Annotated in this window: 17 protein-coding genes; 5 read left to right on the top strand and 12 right to left on the bottom strand. The window is 41.4% G+C overall.

All coding sequences use genetic code 11. The features are described 5' to 3' along the window. Positions 1-26: 26 nt before the first annotated feature. Positions 27-395, bottom strand: a complete 369-nt coding sequence (locus J8L98_RS00500) for a hypothetical protein (RefSeq protein WP_192510063.1) — start codon at positions 393-395, stop codon at positions 27-29. Positions 396-619: 224 nt separating this feature from the next. Next, positions 620-3,253 (bottom strand): phosphoenolpyruvate carboxylase, encoded by a 2,634-nt coding sequence (ppc, locus tag J8L98_RS00495; RefSeq protein ID WP_210994801.1) that lies wholly within the window; start codon positions 3,251-3,253, stop codon positions 620-622. 119 nt (positions 3,254-3,372) lie between these two features. Between ppc and J8L98_RS00490 the strand changes: the two genes are divergently transcribed. The 4 genes from J8L98_RS00490 to J8L98_RS00475 all read left to right on the top strand — a co-directional run bounded on the left by J8L98_RS00490 (position 3,373) and on the right by J8L98_RS00475 (position 6,065). After that, positions 3,373-3,753 carry a DUF393 domain-containing protein gene (locus tag J8L98_RS00490; RefSeq protein ID WP_210994800.1) on the top strand — a complete coding sequence of 127 codons (381 nt, stop codon included), beginning with the start codon at positions 3,373-3,375 and terminating at the stop codon, positions 3,751-3,753. Further along, the gene (locus J8L98_RS00485) at positions 3,753-4,475 is read left to right on the top strand and encodes an SDR family NAD(P)-dependent oxidoreductase (protein ID WP_210994799.1); all 723 of its coding nucleotides are present in this window, start codon (positions 3,753-3,755) and stop codon (positions 4,473-4,475) included. The genes J8L98_RS00490 and J8L98_RS00485 overlap by 1 nt, the downstream gene beginning before the upstream one ends. Positions 4,476-4,508: 33 nt before the next feature. Then, positions 4,509-5,165 (top strand): flavin reductase, encoded by a 657-nt coding sequence (locus tag J8L98_RS00480; RefSeq protein WP_210994798.1) that lies wholly within the window; start codon positions 4,509-4,511, stop codon positions 5,163-5,165. Positions 5,166-5,321: 156 nt separating this feature from the next. Next, positions 5,322-6,065, top strand: a complete 744-nt coding sequence (locus J8L98_RS00475) for a tetratricopeptide repeat protein (RefSeq protein ID WP_210994797.1) — start codon at positions 5,322-5,324, stop codon at positions 6,063-6,065. A gap of 79 nt (positions 6,066-6,144) precedes the next feature. Here the strand turns inward: J8L98_RS00475 and J8L98_RS00470 are convergent, their stop codons facing one another. From J8L98_RS00470 to J8L98_RS00455, 4 genes are all read right to left on the bottom strand, one after another. Further along, complete coding sequence (locus J8L98_RS00470) at positions 6,145-7,512, bottom strand: aldehyde dehydrogenase family protein (protein ID WP_210994796.1); 1,368 nt, start codon at positions 7,510-7,512, stop codon at positions 6,145-6,147. A gap of 173 nt (positions 7,513-7,685) precedes the next feature. Beyond that, positions 7,686-9,143 (bottom strand): DASS family sodium-coupled anion symporter, encoded by a 1,458-nt coding sequence (locus J8L98_RS00465; protein WP_210994795.1) that lies wholly within the window; start codon positions 9,141-9,143, stop codon positions 7,686-7,688. A gap of 337 nt (positions 9,144-9,480) precedes the next feature. Then, the gene (locus tag J8L98_RS00460) at positions 9,481-11,337 is read right to left on the bottom strand and encodes a M28 family metallopeptidase (protein WP_210994794.1); all 1,857 of its coding nucleotides are present in this window, start codon (positions 11,335-11,337) and stop codon (positions 9,481-9,483) included. A 65-nt stretch (positions 11,338-11,402) separates the two neighbouring features. Next, positions 11,403-13,592, bottom strand: a complete 2,190-nt coding sequence (locus tag J8L98_RS00455) for a M4 family metallopeptidase (protein WP_210994793.1) — start codon at positions 13,590-13,592, stop codon at positions 11,403-11,405. A 439-nt stretch (positions 13,593-14,031) separates the two neighbouring features. Here J8L98_RS00455 and J8L98_RS00450 point away from each other — a divergent pair, with 439 nt between their 5' ends. Then, positions 14,032-14,454, top strand: a complete 423-nt coding sequence (locus J8L98_RS00450) for a hypothetical protein (RefSeq protein ID WP_210994792.1) — start codon at positions 14,032-14,034, stop codon at positions 14,452-14,454. 132 nt (positions 14,455-14,586) lie between these two features. On the opposite strand, the gene J8L98_RS00445 is transcribed toward J8L98_RS00450, so the two are convergent. From J8L98_RS00445 to J8L98_RS00420, 6 genes are all read right to left on the bottom strand, one after another. Beyond that, positions 14,587-15,711: a DUF1513 domain-containing protein gene (locus J8L98_RS00445; RefSeq protein ID WP_210994791.1), complete on the bottom strand. Its 1,125-nt coding sequence runs from the start codon at positions 15,709-15,711 to the stop codon at positions 14,587-14,589. A gap of 2 nt (positions 15,712-15,713) precedes the next feature. Then, a complete protein-coding gene (locus J8L98_RS00440; protein WP_210994790.1) occupies positions 15,714-16,916 on the bottom strand; it encodes an imelysin family protein in 1,203 nt (400 codons plus the stop codon). A gap of 17 nt (positions 16,917-16,933) precedes the next feature. After that, positions 16,934-18,376: a di-heme oxidoredictase family protein gene (locus J8L98_RS00435; protein WP_210994789.1), complete on the bottom strand. Its 1,443-nt coding sequence runs from the start codon at positions 18,374-18,376 to the stop codon at positions 16,934-16,936. Next, complete coding sequence (locus tag J8L98_RS00430; protein WP_348771881.1) at positions 18,373-19,779, bottom strand: di-heme oxidoredictase family protein; 1,407 nt, start codon at positions 19,777-19,779, stop codon at positions 18,373-18,375. The genes J8L98_RS00435 and J8L98_RS00430 overlap by 4 nt, the downstream gene beginning before the upstream one ends. A 119-nt stretch (positions 19,780-19,898) precedes the next feature. After that, a complete protein-coding gene (locus J8L98_RS00425) occupies positions 19,899-20,075 on the bottom strand; it encodes a hypothetical protein (protein WP_210994788.1) in 177 nt (58 codons plus the stop codon). Positions 20,076-20,171: 96 nt separating this feature from the next. Beyond that, positions 20,172-21,464, bottom strand: a complete 1,293-nt coding sequence (locus tag J8L98_RS00420; protein WP_348771880.1) for an imelysin family protein — start codon at positions 21,462-21,464, stop codon at positions 20,172-20,174. Between the last annotated feature and the right edge of the window lie 350 nt (positions 21,465-21,814).

Genomic DNA, 21,814 nt, shown 5'->3' with positions numbered 1-21,814 from the left:
CAATGGCAGCATAGTTTAAGCACTAATTAAGTATTACACAACCACTGCTTTGCAGATTTAAAACATTCGAAATTTTCTGCACGTACATTAAAGCGCTTTGCTTTAAGTAAAAACAAATCATGCATATACCCTTCGAACCCGACCACTCGCGCAATATGTAAATCGGTAAGATAGTGTGCTATTTTTGGCATGATATTAACAATATCAATCGCGGCAAAACGATGTTCTAGCTCACTGACATCAACCAAGATTTTTGAACTGTTATGCGTTTTGGCGTATCCATTCGCTATTTGATAAACATCAACCACATCCTGTGCACTTGCTATACCTCTGAGTGTCATCATTACCAAAGATGTCGTTTCATCATAAGTAATGCTTGTGGAAAGTGTAGACATTGGACCTCAATATACAAAAGTTCATATAAACACCACCATTGGTTTTATACAAAAAATAGACAACTGGTTTAACCAGAAAGGAATTCTTATGAAAATGAGAAGTAATGTCAATAAATTTAGTATAAATAAACTAAATAAAAAACAAAAACCAACCCTTTCGGGTTGGTTTTTAGTCAAAGTGGGAACAATTTGTTAAAATATACTTAGCTGCTTTTATTTCAGATCTAACCTGTATTTCGCATGCCGGCTGCTATCCCTGTCATGGTGATCATCAGCGCATTATCAATGTCTTCACTTTGATTTGAGCGCGCCCTATTAAGCAACTCTACCTGCAACACATTCAACGGGTCCGTATAAGGATTACGCAATGCGATTGACTCTTTGATCCAAGGCTGTGCAGACAGCAGCGTGGACTTAGGGGCAAGACGTTCGACCAAAGACTTAACCTGCATTAGCTCCGTTCTTAATTGTTTGCCAAGGTCATGATACTCAGGCGATACTAAACCTTGTTCGTAATGCTCACTTAACCAGCTATCTGCTTTACAAAAAACCATTTCCAGCATTTCTAATCGAGTTCTAAAAAATGGCCATTGTTCGCTCATAGTATGAAGTTCACTTTCACCAAACTGGTCAAGTGCCGCACCCAAACCCTGCAGTGCACCAAGCCATGCTGGCAACATCAGACGATTTTGACTCCACGCGAAAATCCATGGGATCGCACGTAAACTCTCGACTCCGCCTTGCGGATTGCGTTTTGCAGGTCTAGAACCAAGCGGTAATTTAGCGAGTTCTACCTCCGGTGTGGCCATTCTAAAATACGGTACAAATTGCGGATTTTCTCTCACTATTGACCGATAATGCTGACAAGAATTAACGGAAATAATCTCCATAACTTCCCGCCAATGCGCCTTTGGTGCAGGAGGTGGTAATAAATTACTCTCAATAATTGCTGAGCTGTATAGCGCGAAGCTTTGCAATGCAACCTTAGGTAAACCAAATTTAAAGCGGATCATTTCGCCTTGTTCTGTCACCCGTAAACCATTCTTAAGTGAACCTGGGGGTTGAGATCGAAGTGCTTGAGCCGCAGGTGCGCCGCCTCGGCCAATCGTGCCTCCGCGACCATGGAACAAGATTAACTCAATATCTTGATCTGCACATAAAGATACCAATTGCTCCATGGCGCTATACTGGGCCCAGCCCGCGGCCATCATTCCTGCATCTTTCGCAGAATCAGAATAGCCAATCATTACGTGTTGTGACCGGTCAATATGTTGTCGATACCAAGAATGACTAAATAATTCTGACATCACCTGAGCACCATTATTAAGGTCATTTAAAGTCTCAAATAAAGGCGCAACAGGAAGCTTAAAGCGGCAACCCGCTTCTTGTAAAAGTAGCTCTACAGCTAACACATCTGATGCAGCGCGCGCCATAGAAATAATATAAATACCTAATGATTGCAGGTCTTGCTTGGCTATCACGTCGAACGTATCCAAGACTTCTTGCACATTTGAACTAGGCTGCCAATGTTTGGGGATCAAAGGCCGCCGCGAATGTAGCTCCGCTAACAAAAATGCTTGCTTATCTTGCTCACTCCAATCACCGTATTGACCTAGGCCTAAATACCCCGTTAATTCACTCAAAACCTCAGTGTGGCGCGCTGAGTCTTGTCTGATATCGAGCTTACATAAATTAATACCAAAACACTCTAGGCGCCTTAAGACATCAAGCAATAGTCCATCCGCTATTACGGTCATATCACATGCGACCAGCGACCGGTATATCAACTCCAATGGGGTTTTTAATTGAGACAAATCAACCACTATATCTTGGCACTTGCTGGGTTGCTGTTTTATTCGGCTCTCTAACGCATTAATGGTTTCAGCAATGTCTGCCTTTAATCCTTTGAGTAAATAGCGGTAGGGTTCTGGCTCATTTCCTACAATATTTAAAAGCGCATCACTGGCCTGATACATTGACAGCTCGGCACTGAGTTTATCAAGGTCACGACGGTACAAATCTAATGCCATCCATCGGCCATGATCCAACACGGTTGCCGTCACTTGCGCCGTGACAAATGGGTTTCCATCTCTATCTCCGCCCATCCATGATGTAAAGTTAATTGGCGCAAACGAACTTGGTAACTCTAAAGCAAGCAGCGACTTAGTTTGTGCATGAAACTCCCTAATAAAATCTGGTACCGCTTGCCATAAACTGTTTTCAATTACTGCAAACCCCCACTTAGCCTCATCTAATGGGGTTGGTCTTTTTTGGCGAATATCATTTGTGTGCCAAGCTTGGCAAATCAATTGCTCAATTCGGTTACTTAAATAGCTTTGTTCATCGGGTGCCAAACAATGTAAATCCATAGCTGCAAGACAATCACTGAGCTCAACATGCTTATTAATGATAGTTCGTCGAGTTACTTCGGTTGGGTGCGCAGTTAATACCAAATCCATTTTCAAATTTGCGATGGTATCAGCGACCGTGTTTAAATTTAACGTCCCTGCTTGTATATCGTCGGCAAGTGTAGCCAAGGTTTTTTTGAGCGGCTGAAGCACCCCTTCTGGCGCGCCGCTTTTTGAGGTTGTGTGGTATTGATCGGCGACATTCGCCAAATTAAGAAAATGATTAAACGCACGTGCAACAGGCAGGAGTTCATCGTCTTTTAAAGAGTGGAGTGTGTCGATTAACTTTGCTCTATCTTGCTCATTACCACCTCGTGATGATTTAGATAGTTGCCTAATTTGTTCAACCTTATCCAGCATTGCAGGACCTTGGGCTTGCTTTATTGTTTGCCCTAGTAGCTCACCCAACATACTTACGTTAGCGCGAAGTGTTTGATATTGCTCAGTCATCATACATCCTTTGTCTACATTTCATACTTTTCACTATACAGAGATTTAAGATAAATACGATCGATCGATTATGTCCTTCACTGCGTATTACCTCATGTAAAAATGACAAAAGGTCGATTATGATAATATTCTACGATGGACAATGCGCATTGTGCTCACGGGAAATGAACAGCCTTAAAAAGCACGATACGAACAATAGAATCACACTTGTTGACGTTCACAGCGATTTTTTTGAACGACACTATGGCCACTTAAATAAACAAAGCACGTTAGATATACTGCATGGTATCGACAACGACGGTACACTCTTGCTGGGGCTTGATGTAACTTGTCGCGTTTGGCACCTAGTCGGTAAATTCAAATGGCTACAATATCTACGCAAGCCGCCCATAAAATGGGTTGCAGACAAAGCCTATCTACTGTTTGCTAAGCATAGAGTTCATTTGTCTACACGGTTGTTTCCAAATCAATGTGACCACCCTCGGTGTGAGATAAAGTGATGCAAGATACCCACATAGTTATTGGCGCTTCTGCCGCCATTGCACAGGCTTTTATAAAACTCCAACGGCACAGAGACCCTAATTCATCGCTTTATTCGTTAAGTCAAAAAAGCCTAGTGAAACAGGATGAAAATCACCACCACATCACGTGCGACTACAATGAACAGAGTATTGAGGCTGCAGTGCAGCAACTCTCAGAGATATTAAAGTCTGTGAAAAGCATCACTATCTTTACTGGGCAGCTTCACAACAGCGAGTTTTCCCCGGAAAAAAAACTTGAAGACTTCTCACTGGCCTATTTCGATTGGCTGTTCAGAGCAAATGCCGCAACACCATTGTTATGGCTCAAATATCTCGCCCCCCATTTAAGCAAAATTAACCACCCATGCATTGTTACTTGCTTAAGTGCACGCGTTGCCAGTATCACCGAAAATGAACTTGGTGGATGGTATAGCTATCGCGCATCAAAGGCCGCTCTCAATATGATGGTTAAAACAGCCGCTATTGAACTCAAACGTAGAGCAAAAACAACCAAGTTAGTGTTATTTCACCCAGGTACTACTGATACTCCCCTATCAGAACCATTTCAAAAAAATGTACCAAAAGGAAAGTTATTTACCCCCGTGTTTGTGGCACAGCAATTATCTCACGTTATCGATACTCGTGTTATAGATGGCGATGTTGATTATATAGATTGGCAAGGGCATACAATTAGCTGGTAGCTATACCCATTAAACCTTAAAAGAGCACATACTATGTATTTTTCCCAACATGATATCCAACAATTCGATGATCGTTATCGAGCGCTAATGATCAATTCACTGTCAGGTTTCAAAAGTGCCAACCTCATTGGCACCACTGACAAAGACGGGAATGAGAACCTCGCAATTGTCAGCTCCGTATTTCATTTGGGTGCAAACCCTCCTTTAATGGGTATGATAATACGGCCCAATTCAGTACCTCGCCACACACTTGAGAATATTTTACAAACCCAATTTTACACAATCAATCATGTCAACACTGATATTGTTACTTCAGCACACCAGACATCTGCTCGCTACGATAAAAGCCAATCTGAATTCGACGCAGTTAAGCTTACCTCACAATATTTAAACGACTTTTCCGCCCCTTATGTGCAGCAAAGTCGTGTAAAAATCGGGCTGGCATTACGCTGTGTGCAAACACTGGAAATAAATAAAACAGAGCTTGTGGTCGGTGAAATCATAGACGTACATATTGAATGTGATTCAATTTGTGACGATGGGTTTGTCGACCTTGAGAAGATGGGCACAGTTGCGGTTTCTGGGCTCGACAGCTATCACTCGACAAAACCTTTAGGCCGCCTTAAATATGCAAAGCCTTTCGAGCCGCCACAATTTATTGACTTGGAAAATCAACAGCCCTCTGATTAACTTAATTTAAAGTGGAGCATGTCTCATCATACATGACTCCTTGATGGGTCTTCTATTTAGCGTGACGCACAGTCGATTTGTATTACTTGTAGGTAATGATTGTATTTCTTAATCAGTGATTTAAACTGTACAAAATGGTTATTAAGGAACAGCGTTATGTGGCACGCTAAAATCAAGTCTGTAATGTTCGTCGCACTATTTAGTTGGACTCACACTTCAATCGCAGGGTTAGAAGAAGGCATTGAAGCTGCTAATTCAGGGCAGTTTGACATTGCACTTAAAGAATTTCGTTACCTCACAGATATGAACTACGCGCCTGGTATCTACGAGTTAGCTAAAATGTATCAAGGTGGGTTTGGCGTAAACAAAGACCTACGTAAAGCTGCTTCACTCTTTAATGATGCAATTGAACTTGGCAGTGCCGATGCCATGTTTGCACTGGCAGTGATGTACGATGATGGAAAAGGAGTTAAACAAGACAAGCACAAAGCCATTACGCTATTTACACAAGCTGCAAATAAAAACCTATCAGCTGCACAGTTTAACCTAGGTGTAATGTATGCCAATGGAGATGGTGTTGTACAAAGCTATTATACAGCGATGGACTGGTATGAAAGAGCGGCCTCTAACAACTATACCTTAGCACAATTCAATCTTGCGTTACTCTATTATCAAGGCCTTGGTACTGATAAAAATATTGAAAGATCATATATCTGGAATTTAATAGCCGAATATAACGGCAGTAGAGACGCGAGTAAAAGCCGAGATTTAGATGAGCAACAGATGTCTCCATCACAAATTGAAAAGGCCACTGCAATAGCAGACGATATATACCAAAGAATACAACAGGGTACTTACGCACCCGAGATAAGACCAAAGCAAAAATCTTATACATTCTAAACGCGTTATGACAATGTTGAATATTCACTGGCTGGTTCACACTTTTTAGTGAATATTCAATACATCATAGACGCAATACTTATTTCAGGAAAAGTGCCTTAATCGGCTCTAACAAAATCTTAGATTGCTTAAGTAACAAAGCCGTTCTAAAGCGTAACTTTTTGTCGCTGGCAAGTATGCTTTTACCATGACTGAAGGTCAGAAAGCCTTCTTTAGCATGATACTGCCCCATTCCAGAATGGCCTATCCCACCAAACGGCATATCTTCAATCGTCACTTGCAAAATAGTTTCATTGATTGCCAACGTTCCTGTGCGCAGACGTTTACATACTAAGTCTTGCAGCGTTTTATTCTCGGTAAATAAATAACTCGCCAAAGGACGCTCAGACAGTTCTATGTATTGTAATGCTGCATCAATACTATCAACTTCGATGATGGGTAAAATTGGCCCGAATATTTCGTCTTGCAACACACGCATATCTTCAGTTGGCTCGGTAACAATATGTAACCCCATACGAAATGGTGAAGTTTGGTCAGTATCATTTTTGACTTCAGGCCAAACTGTTGCCCCTTTGTTTATTGCATCATCTAAAACACCGCACAAACGTTGAAACTGCCTTTTAGTAATAATGCTCGATAATTTTTTATCGTGCTTACCGTCACTAAAGTGTAATAAATATTGCTCTTTTAATGCTTCAATGAGTGCACTCTTGTTCTTTTTAGTCACTAGCACATAATCAGGCGCAACGCATATTTGTCCTGCATTTGTCAGTTTCCCCAACAAAATACTCTGGGCGGTGTGTGTCATATCTGCATCATCGGCAACAATAACCGGCGATTTCCCCCCAAGTTCAAGTGTCACGGGCACTAAGTTTTCTGCCGCCGACATCATTACTTTTTTTCCAATGTTGGTTGCGCCGGTAAAAAATAAATGATCAAAATTCAAACTCGAAAACTCAGATGCAACAGTATGATCCCCTTCAATAATCATACAATGCTCCGTGAGGTCTGCAAATAACATGATAATTTCTTGATTCACATGTGGCGTAAATTCGCTGAGCTTTAGCATCACTCTATTACCTGCTGCAAGTGCTGTGAAAACCGGTAAAAGTGACAACTGAATGGGGTAATTCCAAGGGGCTATCACACCCACAACTCCCTTTGGCACTTGTTGTACCCACACCTTTGAAGGCCACATAGCTAACCCAGAGCGGCGTCTGTCTGGTTTCATCCATTTCGATAAATGCTTAATTTGATATTTTAAGCCATTGATGGTTGGCATTATATCGCCAATTTTCGAGTCAAATTCGGTTCGACCATTAAAATCAAGGTCAGCTGCATTCACAAACGCCTCTTGTGCTTTAACCAACCGTGATAATAATGTTTGAAGTAACGCAACCCTGTCATTCAAATCAGCAAATGGGGCTGCCGAGTATGCAGCTTTCATCCTTAAAAGCTCTTGATTTAATTGTGATATTTCTTGTACATGCACGATTTTATGACCACATTAGTTACTGATATGACCACTATAACCAAGCAAGGTGATATACGCAAAATTAATGCTTAGTATTTACAAAATGTAAGTATTTAGTTTTACATTCGACCTTAATGAATATGTCCTTAAAAGCCAAACACCAATGACCCTACACTCATGGTCATCACTGTTATAATCGCAATGGCGATAACATTCATCGCAAAGCCTGCTTTTATCATCTCTTTTATTTTTACTTCACCAGAGCCAAATATAATTGCATTGGGCGGTGTTGCAACTGGCATCATAAATGCACAACTTGCGGCAATCGCAGCCGGAATAACCCATATAAGCGGCGTGCCTGCAACTTGTTCAGCAACAGGCCCAAGCAAGGGTAAAAACCCAGCAGCCGTCGCCGTATTGCTGGTCATTTCCGTTAAGAAACAAATTAAAGCAGTAACAACTAAAACCCCAATAACAATCGGCATTGCTGATGCTCCCGCTAAAGAGTTCGCAATGTACACGGCTAAACCTGATGATTTAATTTGAGCAGCAAGCGTTAAGCCGCCACCAAACAGCAATAAAATTCCCCATGGCAACTGATTGGCCGACTGCCAATCGAGTACTCGTTCATCTGTTTTCTTCTTCGCGGGCAAAATAAACAGCATAATAGCTGCTATCATTGCAATACCTGTATCGGTGATATTTAATCCTGTAAATTGTGCTATATATGGTCTCAAAATCCAGCTGACCGCAGCAAAAACGAATACTGCCAGCACGTTTTTTTCTGCTAAAGTCATAGACCCAAGTTCGCTTAACTGTTGTCTAAATAAAGTAGATAAATTAACTGTGTCATCCTGCTTATCGTCTTGCAGCTTAAATGCAAAACGAGTCAACCAGTACCAACAAATTATGATCATAATAAAACTAAATGGCACAGCCAGTGCCATCCACTGTGCAAAGCCTATTTTAATTTGATAACTTTCCCATAAATATGCGACCATTAACGCATTCGGGGCTGTGCCAATAATTGTTCCAATTCCACCTAAACTGGCGCTGTAGGCAATAGCCAGTAAAAGCGCTTTCCCATAATTATCGTCACCTTGACTGTTTTCTTTTAAAACGTGAATAACAGACAATGCAATAGGCAACATCATCAGGGTTGTTGCGGTGTTGTTGATCCACATCGACAAAAAGCCACTGACCAACATCATGGCCAAAATTTGGCGCTTCGGATTATTGCCGCTTCGCAGCATAGTATGGAGTGCAATTCGTCGGTGTAGCTGCCACCTTTCCATAGCAATTGAGATTAAAAAACCACCTAGGAAAAGAAAAATCAATGGATGTGCATACAAACTTGCCGCTGTTTTAATGTCGTTAATACCCGCAAGTGGCACTGCAATCAGAGGGACCAATGACGTCGCAGGTATTGGAACAACCTCACTAACCCACCAAATAGCTAGCCAAAGAGCCAGCCCAGCAGTTCTCCATGCATTCACCTCCATACCAACCGGTGCATTTGTAAGGCAAGTTAATAAAAAAATACTTGGCCCAAGTAACAGCATTAACTGGTTAAACCTATTTTTGTTCTTTGAATTCACAGTCATAATATCTTGAATAAATTTACACAATAGTAATAATTAATTGAGGACAGAGTATGGAGCAGCTGAATGCATAGCTCAAGTGAGGAATTATATTTAACCTCAGTTCTGGATAAGCGAATTTGCCAATAAAACTACTTTTCTCACTCTCGGCGTTGCTTTCATTTGTAATAGCCCGCTATTACTGCAGCAAAGTACCTTGATATTGAACAAAATATCATCATTGGATTGTACGTAAGTTTGTTTACAAAATATTTCCTATTTCAAAACCTTTATCTAAACCTGAGGTTATTTAATATAATGAAGGTGATACTAAGTCGTATCACCTAACTTTAATGTCACACTAATTCGCAGTGACCGAAAGTGTTATACCGCTGGCTGCACTATATCCTTTCATACCGATGAACCATTGCCCAGATGCTGGCGAATCAAATGTACAACTCTCTTGGTTGCCGTTTTTGTAAGGTCTACAATCATATACTGACTCTGATACATCGCTTGCATGTTTAACGTAAAGATCAGCGTCTCCTGTACCACCGGAAACCGTAACCGTTAAATTTTGATAGCCAGAATCTAGCGTCTGATTAAAACGCACCCAGCCACCTCGCGTTACTGACAAGTTACTTTCAGTACGATTGATAGGAGTAGGTCCACCATTTTGGACTTGATAGCTGCCTACTAAACTGACATCTGTAATGGCGTTCCACGCTTCAACCATGACATGATATTTACCAACTTGTGCAGTTGTAATGTTACATGTTTCATTGCTATTCGAGTTGGTACTTTTACAATCATAAGATTGTAGCGATGGTTTAGCGCCAAACTTAACGTAAAGGTCGGCATCGCCTGTTCCGCCTGATGTATTAAACTTTAAATTGGCGCTGTCAGCGGGAACATCAAGAGTGTAAAATAACTGCGCTTTTGCAGCCCCAGTTATCCCTGTTTTTGTAACGCCATTTTCCAAACTGTTATCAACTGGTGGTGGGTCTATCGTTCCAGCAGACTTACCTAACTCAGCCAAATAGGTGACCGCCAATTTAGCAAACTTGCTTGCATGGTCTGCGTCAAATTCAGCATCATTTACTGTGTGGATCTTACGATTAATGTCAGCCATTTTAGACTCAAAAGGCATTGAAGCGGCATAACCTTGTTGATGCCATGACGCGTGGTCTGAACATCCATAACCACATTGATCAAAGCCATAACTCATTGCCGGTAAGTAAGCGTCTATTAGTTGACCTAAAAATGTATTCTGTGCGGCATTGGTATAATCAGTCATCATCACAATGTCTTGAGTGCTACCATTACGACCAGTCATATCAAACTGTACCATTCCCACAACATTTTTGCCTTGTGACTTGTATGATTGAGCTATAGCCTTAGAACCTCTTAACCCCACTTCTTCTGCAGCAAAACCCATGATTTTTATCGTTCTTTTTGGCTTAAAATCACTTGCAACCACTGCCCGTAGAGCTTCAGTTAACACGGAAATTCCCGATGCATTGTCATCTGCACCAGGGGCTCTTCCACCACTGGCATTCGCGCTGTTAATTGAATCCAGATGGCCTCCAATAACAACTATTTCATCTGCTTTTTCGCTACCAGCAATGGTCACAACCACCGAGGACTGTGCCCAACTATGCGAAAAATATTCTACGCTAATATCACTGCGAGACTGAGCAATTTGTTGCCAATGACCTTTTAACCACTCAGAAGCATCTATGCCCGTTTGCTGTGTATAATAACGGTTATGAAATGCCGACATTGTATTCACTGTATTCGTTAAATTACTCGCCGATATTTTCCCTATCAGGGCATTCACCGTATCTGGGTTATCTATTGTATAATTTACCGCCAGCGGCTGAATTTGTTGCTGCTCAACCAACGCCAGTTGAGCCAAATACGTGTGCGCTTCCTCTACTGAATCATGTGCAACGAACCCACCACAACGATGGTAATTATCGTGCATAAATTCACTTAGTTCATTCACTTGATTTACATTGATATTTAATAACTGGGCATGTTGATGAAAACTGGGTTTTGATTGTAGCTGTTCACCCAGCAAGCTTTTTTTCAATTTATAGTGGTGAGCAGCGTCAGGCCCAACTGTGACCCAAACATGCTCATTTGATACTTCAGAAGCCGACAGCCCCATGGGTAAAAAAAAGCAGCTCAGTAAGTACTTTACATGATGTTTCATAACTAAATTCCATTGTCTGATAAACAAAAAAGGGAGCATGAAGCTCCCTTGCTTAGTCCTAGGTATTAATTCGCTTTTATGCTTAAAGTTACACCGCTTGCTGCGCTATAACCGCGAACATCTACATGCCATGTACCAGCCTGTGGGTTGGCGATCGTACATGTTTCTGAGTTGCCATTTTTATATGGGCGACATTCATAAGACGTTGTTGTAGACTGTGAACCGAAATTCACATATAAATCCGCATCCCCTGTACCGCCTGAGATTGTGACATCTAATGATGAATAACCTGCGCTCAAGTCTTGCGTGAAACGTGTCCAGCCATTGCGACTTACACTCACGTTACTTTCTGTTCTGTCAATTGGTTGAGTTGAACCACCTGTTGAATAACTTCCAGTTAATGACACCCCTGAAATTGCATTCCACGCTTCTACCATCACATAATAAGCACCGGCTTGAGATGTTGCGATAGGGCATGTTTCATTGCTACTAGACGTCGTACTTTTACAATCTGAAACGGATAATGATGGGCGAGAACCAAATTTAACGTATAGGTCAGCATCCCCTGAATTACCTGTTGTTTCAAACTTTAAGTTTGATGCGCCAGCAGGCACGTTAAGCACAAAGAACTTTTGCTCTTTTGCCGCACCACTAATTCCAGTACGCGCAACACCATTGCTTATCTCTTCATCACCAATGGGTGGCTCACCACCGCCACATGAACTACCCGAACTCAAGTTAGATACAACACCAACCGCAGCAAGCGCCGCTTTTACATCGTCGGTGTTGTAATTAAGATCACATGCTGCATCCATCACACCATTACCCGCTAAGTCCCAGTTAGTACTTGCAGTCCAGTATTGTTGGTTTGCTTTAGCCATCACTTTAAATGCTTTTTGAGTATCCCAACCCGCCGTTGTGGCTAAGTTATAGAAAGCTTTATTGAACACTCCTGAACTATGGTGAACATCCATACCTGACGTATAGCTAGATTGTTGATCAATTGAACGTCCATCTTGTGTTGGATTATTCATATAACGTAGTGCGCCAGTCCCTTTGAATATCTCTTGTCCTACTAACCAGTCATTAGAACCCTTCATATAGAATTCAGCTGCTTCACCCGCCATATCAGAAAACGCTTCATTCAAGCCACCTGATTTGCCACTATATATTAGGCCTGAGTTTTGCTCAGTAAAACCATGACTCACTTCATGTGCTGACACATCAAGACTTACGAGCGGGTAAAATGTGCTTTGCCCGTCACCAAAAGTCATTGCACTGCCATCCCAAAACGCATTTTCATAGTTATTGCTATAATGAACTCGCATTTTTAATTGGAAGGTTAATGGAGCTGTCCCTATCCAATCGTTATACATGTTGAAAACAACATTTCCGAAATAATGCGCATCGTTAAGTGGCGAAAATGCGCCATTAATCTCTTTTACCGTATTTTCTGGGCACGTAAAGCTATGTGCTGAACTGCCACTTGTACCGTGATTCAAGTTAATTGTCTTAACATTGGCATTTGTCATCGTACAAGTATTGCCTGACTGCGCGACGTCAAGATGACCAAAGTCTGTGCCGTATACATACTTGCCTGTTTTAGCATTTCCACCAGGGCCTGTTGCGTTTGCATGCTGTAGATTATCAAAGCTGTGAATCATTTCACCCGAATGCGCATCAATGATCTGATACGGTCGAGAAGGCGTTTTGCCATAGGTAACATATGTCACTTCGTACGCAAGTCGTGCTGTCGAGTTTTCGTCTAGCCAAATAACTAAACGAGACGTCTTATTATGCTGAGTTAGTTCCTCTGATGTACCTGACAATGCTTGATGCTGCGTTATCGCTTTTTTAACCGCCACAGCTTCCGTTAATGATGGTTTTACCGTTTTAACATCACTTGCAAGATCATATACAGCGGCACCATGTGCTCTTTGCACCTGGCCATGCTTATCAAACGTTAAAATCGCATGGTCTCCGACAACCGGTACACCCTTATAAACTTGTTGATATCGGCGAGTAACTTCGCCATTTTTTCCTGCAAATTCTTTAACTAAGACCAGATCGTTCCCTGCACCTAAACCGACAACTTGACTCGCAGTTGCCGACAACAATGTTGTAGAATTAGACTGTAATAAGCTATTCATACTCCCTTGTACGTTCAAGTACTGCTTATTCGCAGCAGCTGCATTGCCTGCGTAGCTTAATGCCATCGCTGTAATTGTGGCTAAAGTGATTTGTGATAGTTTCACGTTTACGCTCCAAAATGTTGTTTAGTATTATCAGCCATTTAGATTGGCTTTTTATAAATTGAATTTTGCAACAGTAATAACCGTTACATCACCCAGCCTAGACATCATTGGAAATAAATAAACCCAAACTTAACATTTAATACATATTTCATTTACCAAAAAATAAAACTTTAAACATCAACAAATTGTAACTGTTCAAATAAACATCAAACCTAAGTGTATAGTTTTAATGTAAACTTTTACTTACAAATGTTAATAATATAAATATGGAACGCTTCTTTAAAAAACAATAAAGATATGTTATATCAAATCAATATATTGAAAAATATACACAACTAAGCATATTTCAAAACTCACGATGATGAGAATAAATGCTAGGACCATGCTATAAATGAAAATATCTAAACAGTAAGTACCAAAAAATAAGGTTGTCATATATATGAACGACAAAAAATTTCAGCTTTACCAACTTAGCGTTATCTTTAGTATGATTTTTGCGCTGGTTGGATTTTCATATAATATATGGCGTCTAGAATCAACCGAGACCAATAACAATATCCGAGTCGCCTGTTTTGAAACATTAAAAGAGCTCGCGTCACTAGAGCAAATTATTTATTACGCTTATTACGACCAAGATAAAGTCGAAGGTAATCCAAGAAAAGGCTGGATAAAAGTGGGACTTATTAACGACTTCAGTGCCTTAACCTCTACTGACATAGAAAAAAGTGCTGCCAATTTAGAGCAGGTCTGGCGTGACAATTGGCCACAGCTTCATGAAGATAAAATAGCGGTTGATAAGATTGTGTTGAATATTGATAAAGTCAGAGATGAAATAAAAGTCGTGCTATCCAAGCTTAACTAAATAATTATTAATAAAACCATATGAATAATACAATATTCTGAATATTAACTCTGTTATTTCCGAAGGAATATCTAGGGCGCAGCTAAAAGTAAGCCACAAACGCTTAAAATCACTCACATTCGCGCCCCTACTTTATACCATATGTATCATATGGTTATCCCATTTAAGTTGATGTTTCTTTAATCTCACTTTTCGCTTATCTTGCAGTATGAGATCACCTCGCCCCGTACTTCCCATAAATTGCCCATTACTACTGGCTATACCAGCGCAATCTCGCTGTTTAGTTACTTCAAGTAAGCTATCTGTTTGAGTATCCCAATAGCTTATTACTCCGCCTCGGGGCGACGTAACAGCAAGGCGCTTATTCATAGGGTCTATGGCCAGACTTGCCGTGTATTGATTAAACACTCGCCATGTATTTAATTCTGTATTGAGCGCTTCTAGTTCAGACTCGTCACTTAACTTATGTGAAAAGATAAGTGGCTGAGTATGGTGTTTAGCCCCCTGATATTGGCACCCTACATACACTTTATCATCATTAGACACGCATAAATGACGTGTGCTTAACTGATTATTCGGTGGAGAAAATGATCCCATTAACTTACCCGACACAGTATCTAAGTAACTGATATTGGGCTTCATTGATTCAATATTAAGTTTGGTCCTTGGACTTGCAGGATGAGTATGGATCCCTCCATTGGCAACCACAATTGTATTACCTTGATTCATCAGTGCCAGTTGGTGGGGGCCTACCCCACCACTTAAAAACTCGGCTTCAATTGCATAGGTAGTCGTGTTGCGAACCACGATCACTCCCTCATATGCTTGATAACTCTTGTCAAACCGATTCTCGGTGGTATACAAAAAGTCCCCGCTCTCAGTCAAGACACCATGTCCATAGAAATGCTGCCCAACAGAAGATAATAGCTGTTTTTTTATTGCACCGGCATTAATATCAATAACGTATAATTTGTTACCTGGTCGCCGTGAAAACGCAAAGAGCGTTTTATTTTTACCACAATAAGTTAAATCATGCGCTCGCTCTGGTATTTCAACTCGGCCAAGCATATTACCATTATGGTCGAACCACCCAATAAAATGCCTTCCTGACAGGTCGGTGAATGCACTGGCAAACTGTGACGTTTCCGAAAATGCACAACCGCTTATTAGCACAGCAGCCGACGCTGCTGCACCAATTGCGAGCATGTTCTTGCAAAACTTTCGCCTACCATCAAACTGTATTGTATTGCCTGCCAAGTTTAATCTCCGTCGTTAGTATTAAACCCTGGAGCAAGATCTGTCACTTGTACAAAATCAGTACTCATAATGGTACGTAGCTCTGTGATAGCTTTGCGGAGTTCTTGTAATTTGACCCGACCCTCATCTGTTTTAATTAAATCAGTTAACGTGTCACTTTTAAGTCCATTTACCTTTGCCAATAAAGTATCAAACGCCGTCATAAGTGCAGTATTGACATCTTCTCGATCATTGACTTGAGTTAGGTAATCGTCAAAACCAAATTCATTGCCCCCTTTATACTGAGAGAATAAGGTATTGATGTTAACCACTATATTGTCGAATGAACTTAAACTTATGGCACTTTCGAGTAAATCAGGCTTACCTGGGATGCCAACACCTAACGGCGCTTTCAACTTGTCGTCATTGATGATCTCTAGATATTCAAACCATATAGTAAGAAACTTCTCTAATGCATGTTTTTTACTATCGAAATCGCCATTCCCATCTTTAAAACTCTGCGCGTACCCTGAGTTCCACTGCAATAAGGTATCTTCCATAATATCACTTACATTACGTGTAATAGCCTTAACATAGCCACACCTGTTTTCCTTATCTTGCGCGCCGACTAGCGATGTTGCTGGATCACTGTTAAACAACACGTACTCCATTGCTGGCAAGCCCTGAATTTGGTGTTTTTGACTACCAAACCCTTCCGAAAAATCACTTTTTTCTGCCAGTGCAGCCTCTACATCTAAGGCTAATTTACTGGCCGATATCGGCCAAAATTGCACTCGTGAGTAGTAGAATGTCTCAGCAATCGGTCCGAATTTCAAAGTTCTTGCAGCCTGCCAAGCCAGATTTGTCTCACGCCAAGTTTGTTTTAGCTTTTCTAAGTCAGTATTTGAAGGCGTAGTTAACGCACAAAATTCTGTGCTATTACTTTCTAACTTTTTAGCCGCTGAGTACATATTTTGGTACGCTGGCAATATTGTATTATCAACTAAGCTTGCTGCTAGCTTCGTTAAACCATCATTCACGCTTAATGCACCGACAGTCGGAGTCGTTGGTACTGTAGGTGTCGTTGGGGTTGTTGGGGTTGTATCCGTCCCACCAGATGAACCACCACATCCTGACAAGAAAGAAAAACTAAATATGCCTGCTAATATTAAAGTAATAGGTCTTAATGTGTGTAACGCCATTCTAGGCTCCGAAAATAAGTTCATTGCAGATCCAGCCTCGATTAAATTTGATTAATAAAGTGAAGTAATGCTTCACGTTCTGTTATTTTTAGATCAATAAATTTTTGTTGATGTGACTTTGCTTCACCACCATGCCATAACACCGCTTCTTCTATGGTTCTGGCTCGACCATCATGCAAATACGCAGCGAAGCCTTGTACGCGTTTTTGTAGACCAATCCCCCATAGCGGCGGGGTTCTCCATTCAATACCAGTTGCTGAATTTTCTATGCCTTCATCTGCCAGTCCTTCTCCCATGTCATGCAAAGCCAAATCGGTATAAGGCCAAATTTTTTGACCCGCGATTGCCGCAATAGCATAATCAGGATCCGTTATATAGCTCGGGGTATGGCATGTATTACACCCAATCTGATAAAAAAGTTTTCGCCCCTGTATCGCTTGATCACTGGTTAAATCCCGAGCAGGTGGCACGGCTATGGTTTGACCCATAAAGACAGTGAGGTCATGTAGCTTTTTTGGTATATCTAGTGTGCCATTAGGATCAACATCAGCGGCTTGTTGACATCGAACTTGATGAGGTAAACATTGTTCTTGCTCAAATATTGGATTAGTAATACCAATATCATTTACAAAGGCTCCCGCAATTTGTTGCTCTAATGTGCTATGCAGTCCTTTAAAGCCAAAGCGGCCAATCTGTCGAGTCTGGTCAATCGCATCTACAACAAAGTTGTATTTTCCACTGACTCCATCACCGTCGAGATCGTCGATATCTTCTTGTACTAGCAAGTCTTCTGCTTTAATTGCATCCAATAGCCCCATACCATAAACTGCAGGTGCATAACGTGCTGATAGCCTAGAGTCACTATCCATTTGACCATAATGATAATTCTCAAATTGGTATCGAGGTTTTCGTAAGGTATATTCAGTGCCGTCGGTATATGTTCCGACTATCTGGTCATAAAACACGCGAACTTGCCCCTCGCCTTTCACTGGCCCGTCCAAATTAGCATGAGACAAACGCACATTAAGAGGTTGTAGTTGTCCGCCATATCGACTGTCTGCCATGTAACTCTTTATATTCAAAAACCGAAACAACAACGCTGGTGGCGCAAGCTCCCCATGCTTCGGTGGCTTTCCACGGCCACCATCTACATGGCATGTTTTACATGACCGAGCATTAAACAGCGGCCCTAATCCATCCCGATCCTTGGTAATAGCCGGTGATGCAACCCATGGATCTCTAAAAAAAGAAAACCCATCCCAAAAATCTAACTGAGTCATAATTGGCACATTCTCTGCTGGATACACAAATGTGCGGTGAGACACTGATTTACGGGTTGTCTCGCCTCCAGGTTTTAATTCACTCGCGCTAAATTGCGGCGTATCGCCAAAGGATTCCGCTACTTTATATAAAGCAGCACCAACGAACAGTATGACGCCAATAATAATCCGCATATTTAGTCGATAGTTACGTCTTATTATCATAACGAGTTCAAAAATGCCTGTAAGTTTGAGCGCTCTGCTTTAGTCATGTTGATATAGCTTTTTTGAGCCGCAAGCGCTTCACCGCCGTGCCATAAAATCGCTTCTTCAATTGTCAATGCCCGACCATCATGTAAAAAAGTCGCTTTAGGGTTAACCGTCTTCACTAAACCGATCCCCCATAAAGGCGGGGTTTTCCATTCTACTCCTGTTGCATCTCCCTCCGGACGTCCATCTGCTAACCCGTCACATCGCTGGACATACACACACTGCTCACCACTTGTGCAACTTTCACCCGACGCCAATTCTCGAGTAACATCACAGGACCCCCCCATATCATGCAATAACAAATCTGTGTAAGGATAAATCACTAAGTCCTCAAGTGCGGTAATATTGGTTTTAGTTTCTTTGATTTGTAGCAAGTCAACATCTCCTAAAACACTACCGAGCGCCTTACCAGTTTTATGGCGTGGTACATGACAACTATGGCAATTAGCTTTATAGAACAAACCTCTTCCTGCTAATACGTCTGAGTTCCATGTATTACTCGCTTCGTCGAACCCTCTGCGCTTAGGCACAGCTAGCGTTCGGTTATAAAATTCAACTTGTGCTAAGTCAATATTATTTAGATCTACACCATTGTGGTGCCTGTTATTTTCTCGCAATGCTTGCTGATCACACGCTGGTTGCAAATTCGTACACGGCTCTTCAGGGTTTAGGCTACTGGTCACCCCCATATCTCCGCGATACGCACCTGATATTTGCTGTAGTATCGACCCTGTAACGGCCTTCTGTCCGAACCTTGCTAACTGGCGAGCGCCAGTGATAGGTTGCGATGTATATGCAGCGCGACCCGATATACCATCGTTGTTACTGTCATTTGGGTCTGCGTAGACCAGAATTGACGATTCAGGAATGCTTTCTATTAGGCCTGAGCCATATACATGTGGCGTCACTCGAGCCGAAAACCTGACATCTTCATTGAAGTCCCCATATGCCAAATCTTTCACTTTATAGATGGGCTTTCTAAGTGTGTAACTCTCCCCATCTGAAAATTCACCCTGTTGTGTTTCATATTCAACCCAAGTATATGCTTCACCGTAGGATAAGCCTTCGTTAATCGCGCCTTGATATTTGGCTAATATAGGTCCTGATTTACCTTCAATTACGCCAAACACTTGGATCTGGTCGCCATAAATTGGATCGATATGACCTTTTGAATCCCCCACCCTTAAAAACATGCTCATCATTGGCTCATCATTCGATGACGGCACCTCGCCTCTGCCATCTTTGATATGACAACCTTGACAGCTCGTATTATTAAACAATGGACCTTCACCGTCATGATTACTTCTAAATGTATGATCTCCAGCTTTAAAAACAGCATCACGCTCGGGCTGTTGCACAATTGCAGGAATAGCCTGGCTATAAGCATCATTGTTTTGGATAGTTGTCGTTGCAGCACCCGCCGATAAATGCTCATTATTATCTACTTGATCGGTTAATAATGGTGGTAACCCATCATTTACGGTAATTGAAAATGCGTGATTTGACGTATCTGGAACGGGATCTGGTGGTGTACTGGTATCTGGCGGTGTGCCTGTGGTTGGATTACTTGATTCACTCGAACCGCCGCCACACCCGACAGCAAAATAGTGACTAACAATGCCGCTATATAGTTATATTTATTTAAAAAATTCATCTTCAGTGCCCCTACTTCTCCAATGCAAAATTGCAATGCAGAAAACTGAAAAAGGCTGACGTTGCATCAGCCACTATAGAAATTAAAGGATATGTATTAGATATCTTCTTCCGTATCACCTTTAAGTGAGTTATCAATTTCTAAGCCAAGCGCATCAACCGCTTTTTGTATCAATTCTGTTTGCTTTACAAGCGCTTGAATCGTCGAATAGACATCTTGCTTATTTTGTTCATTTTGTATTTGAACATCAAAAGACATGCCTAGCTTAGCTGTGTTATCAATCACCGAAGCCGTCGCCATCGTTGCTTCAAAAGCTGCACGAAGCTCATTTGCTAGTTCATGATGCCCTTTCACAACAAGCAGATCATGAATACTGGCACCTATAAGTGCTTCACCATCGACTTTGGTGTAAGAACCTGAATAATGATTTTGGACACCTTTTGCATTTAACCAAATATCTCTATGTGTATTATCAGAAAAACACGAATGTTCATCTTCTTGACTATCAGTTCGCACCGCAATGCTCATACGCTCACCCGCTAACTCACCGAAGCTCAAGCGACCCATACTTTCAAACATCGATGCTAGACTCTTATCAACATTTTCTGCTTTTGTATATTCACTATAGTGAAAGCCAGACCCTGGTTTCCATGCGTTAACAACGTTTTGCAAATCATCCACCAGCAAATCAGCTGCTGCAATTAGAAATTGTGCTCTGCGCTCACATACAGCATCTTGTGCACCTTGTTCACCAGATGTACATGTTCTGCCATTTGCTTCATCAGCTGGGATGGTTGCGGCGGTATAAAAATCAGTAACAGGGCGGTGACCAGCTGTGTAATCTCGGTTTGCGGTATAAGTAAGATCAGCGTTTAAATCTTGCCCCCAAAGTAAGAACTCAACTGCATGGTAACCTGAAGTGACATTAGCTTCTTCCCCATCTAATTCAAATTTTTCTTGTAGAAGTGCTTTGGTGATAACAGGGAATGACGTTACGTCATGAATAATATTTCCACCATTTTGATATACAGCAGCGTTGCCACGACCTTCGTTACCATCCATATCAATCGTATAATCAATCAAAGCTTCAGCTAAAGGCCACGCATTAATTGCACCTTCTGGACCTTCACCATCGACAAGCACCCATTCACCTGCTTCATTTTTTGTTAACGCATCGATAGGGCCTTCACGGAATCGATATACCTCAGTTTGACCATAAGGTTCTCTCGCTGCTAACCATGCTGATTTCGCCGCAGTAAAATTAGCCTCGGTAGGGTTTTGAACTAATTCATTAACTTTTTCTTGCAAAAATTTAGCTGCGATCAGTGAGTCGGCAAATGCGGCATATGCATGTTGTGCATTTGTGTTAACAACATCTTGTGCTGTCACGAAATTACTGACACCGGCAACGCCTTATTCACCCTGAACACCAGCGGTTCCAACTGTGCCATCTTTTCCATCATCACCACTACATGCAGCTAGTACCGCAGTACAAACTAAAGTTAACGCAATATTTTTAATATTTTTCACAATTATCCCATCTTTTTTTATTAGATTGTTTCACCGTGCGAAATATTAACCAATAAAGAAGGTGCATTCAATAATTATTTTCATTTAGATTTGCATTATAGGTATAATTATTCTTTCTTTGTTTTAGATCAAAGTTTTCTTATAAGTTGCGGCACAACACTGGGGAAATTGATATCAATAGGTATCTAGATTGGCAGGTTTATGTATGA

Origin of the sequence: Pseudoalteromonas sp. MMG013, from assembly GCF_018100885.1 — a bacterium.
GTDB classification, from domain to species: domain Bacteria; phylum Pseudomonadota; class Gammaproteobacteria; order Enterobacterales; family Alteromonadaceae; genus Pseudoalteromonas; species Pseudoalteromonas aurantia.
The sequence above is the reverse complement of the archived record's forward strand: the minus strand, read 5'-3'. Positions and strand labels throughout refer to the sequence as shown.

Coding starts and splice junctions, on each gene's coding strand:
- ppc (WP_210994801.1), bottom strand. CDS start 3,253: ATGACTGAGCAATATCAAACACTTCGCGCTAACGTAAGTATGTTGGGT.
- J8L98_RS00465 (WP_210994795.1), bottom strand. CDS start 9,143: ATGACTGTGAATTCAAAGAACAAAAATAGGTTTAACCAGTTAATGCTG.
- J8L98_RS00460 (WP_210994794.1), bottom strand. CDS start 11,337: ATGAAACATCATGTAAAGTACTTACTGAGCTGCTTTTTTTTACCCATG.
- J8L98_RS00480 (WP_210994798.1), top strand. CDS start 4,509: ATGTATTTTTCCCAACATGATATCCAACAATTCGATGATCGTTATCGA.
- J8L98_RS00485 (WP_210994799.1), top strand. CDS start 3,753: ATGCAAGATACCCACATAGTTATTGGCGCTTCTGCCGCCATTGCACAG.
- J8L98_RS00435 (WP_210994789.1), bottom strand. CDS start 18,376: ATGATAATAAGACGTAACTATCGACTAAATATGCGGATTATTATTGGC.
- J8L98_RS00470 (WP_210994796.1), bottom strand. CDS start 7,512: ATGAAAGCTGCATACTCGGCAGCCCCATTTGCTGATTTGAATGACAGG.
- J8L98_RS00450 (WP_210994792.1), top strand. CDS start 14,032: ATGAACGACAAAAAATTTCAGCTTTACCAACTTAGCGTTATCTTTAGT.
- J8L98_RS00425 (WP_210994788.1), bottom strand. CDS start 20,075: ATGAATTTTTTAAATAAATATAACTATATAGCGGCATTGTTAGTCACT.
- J8L98_RS00440 (WP_210994790.1), bottom strand. CDS start 16,916: ATGAACTTATTTTCGGAGCCTAGAATGGCGTTACACACATTAAGACCT.
- J8L98_RS00475 (WP_210994797.1), top strand. CDS start 5,322: ATGTGGCACGCTAAAATCAAGTCTGTAATGTTCGTCGCACTATTTAGT.
- J8L98_RS00500 (WP_192510063.1), bottom strand. CDS start 395: ATGTCTACACTTTCCACAAGCATTACTTATGATGAAACGACATCTTTG.
- J8L98_RS00490 (WP_210994800.1), top strand. CDS start 3,373: ATGATAATATTCTACGATGGACAATGCGCATTGTGCTCACGGGAAATG.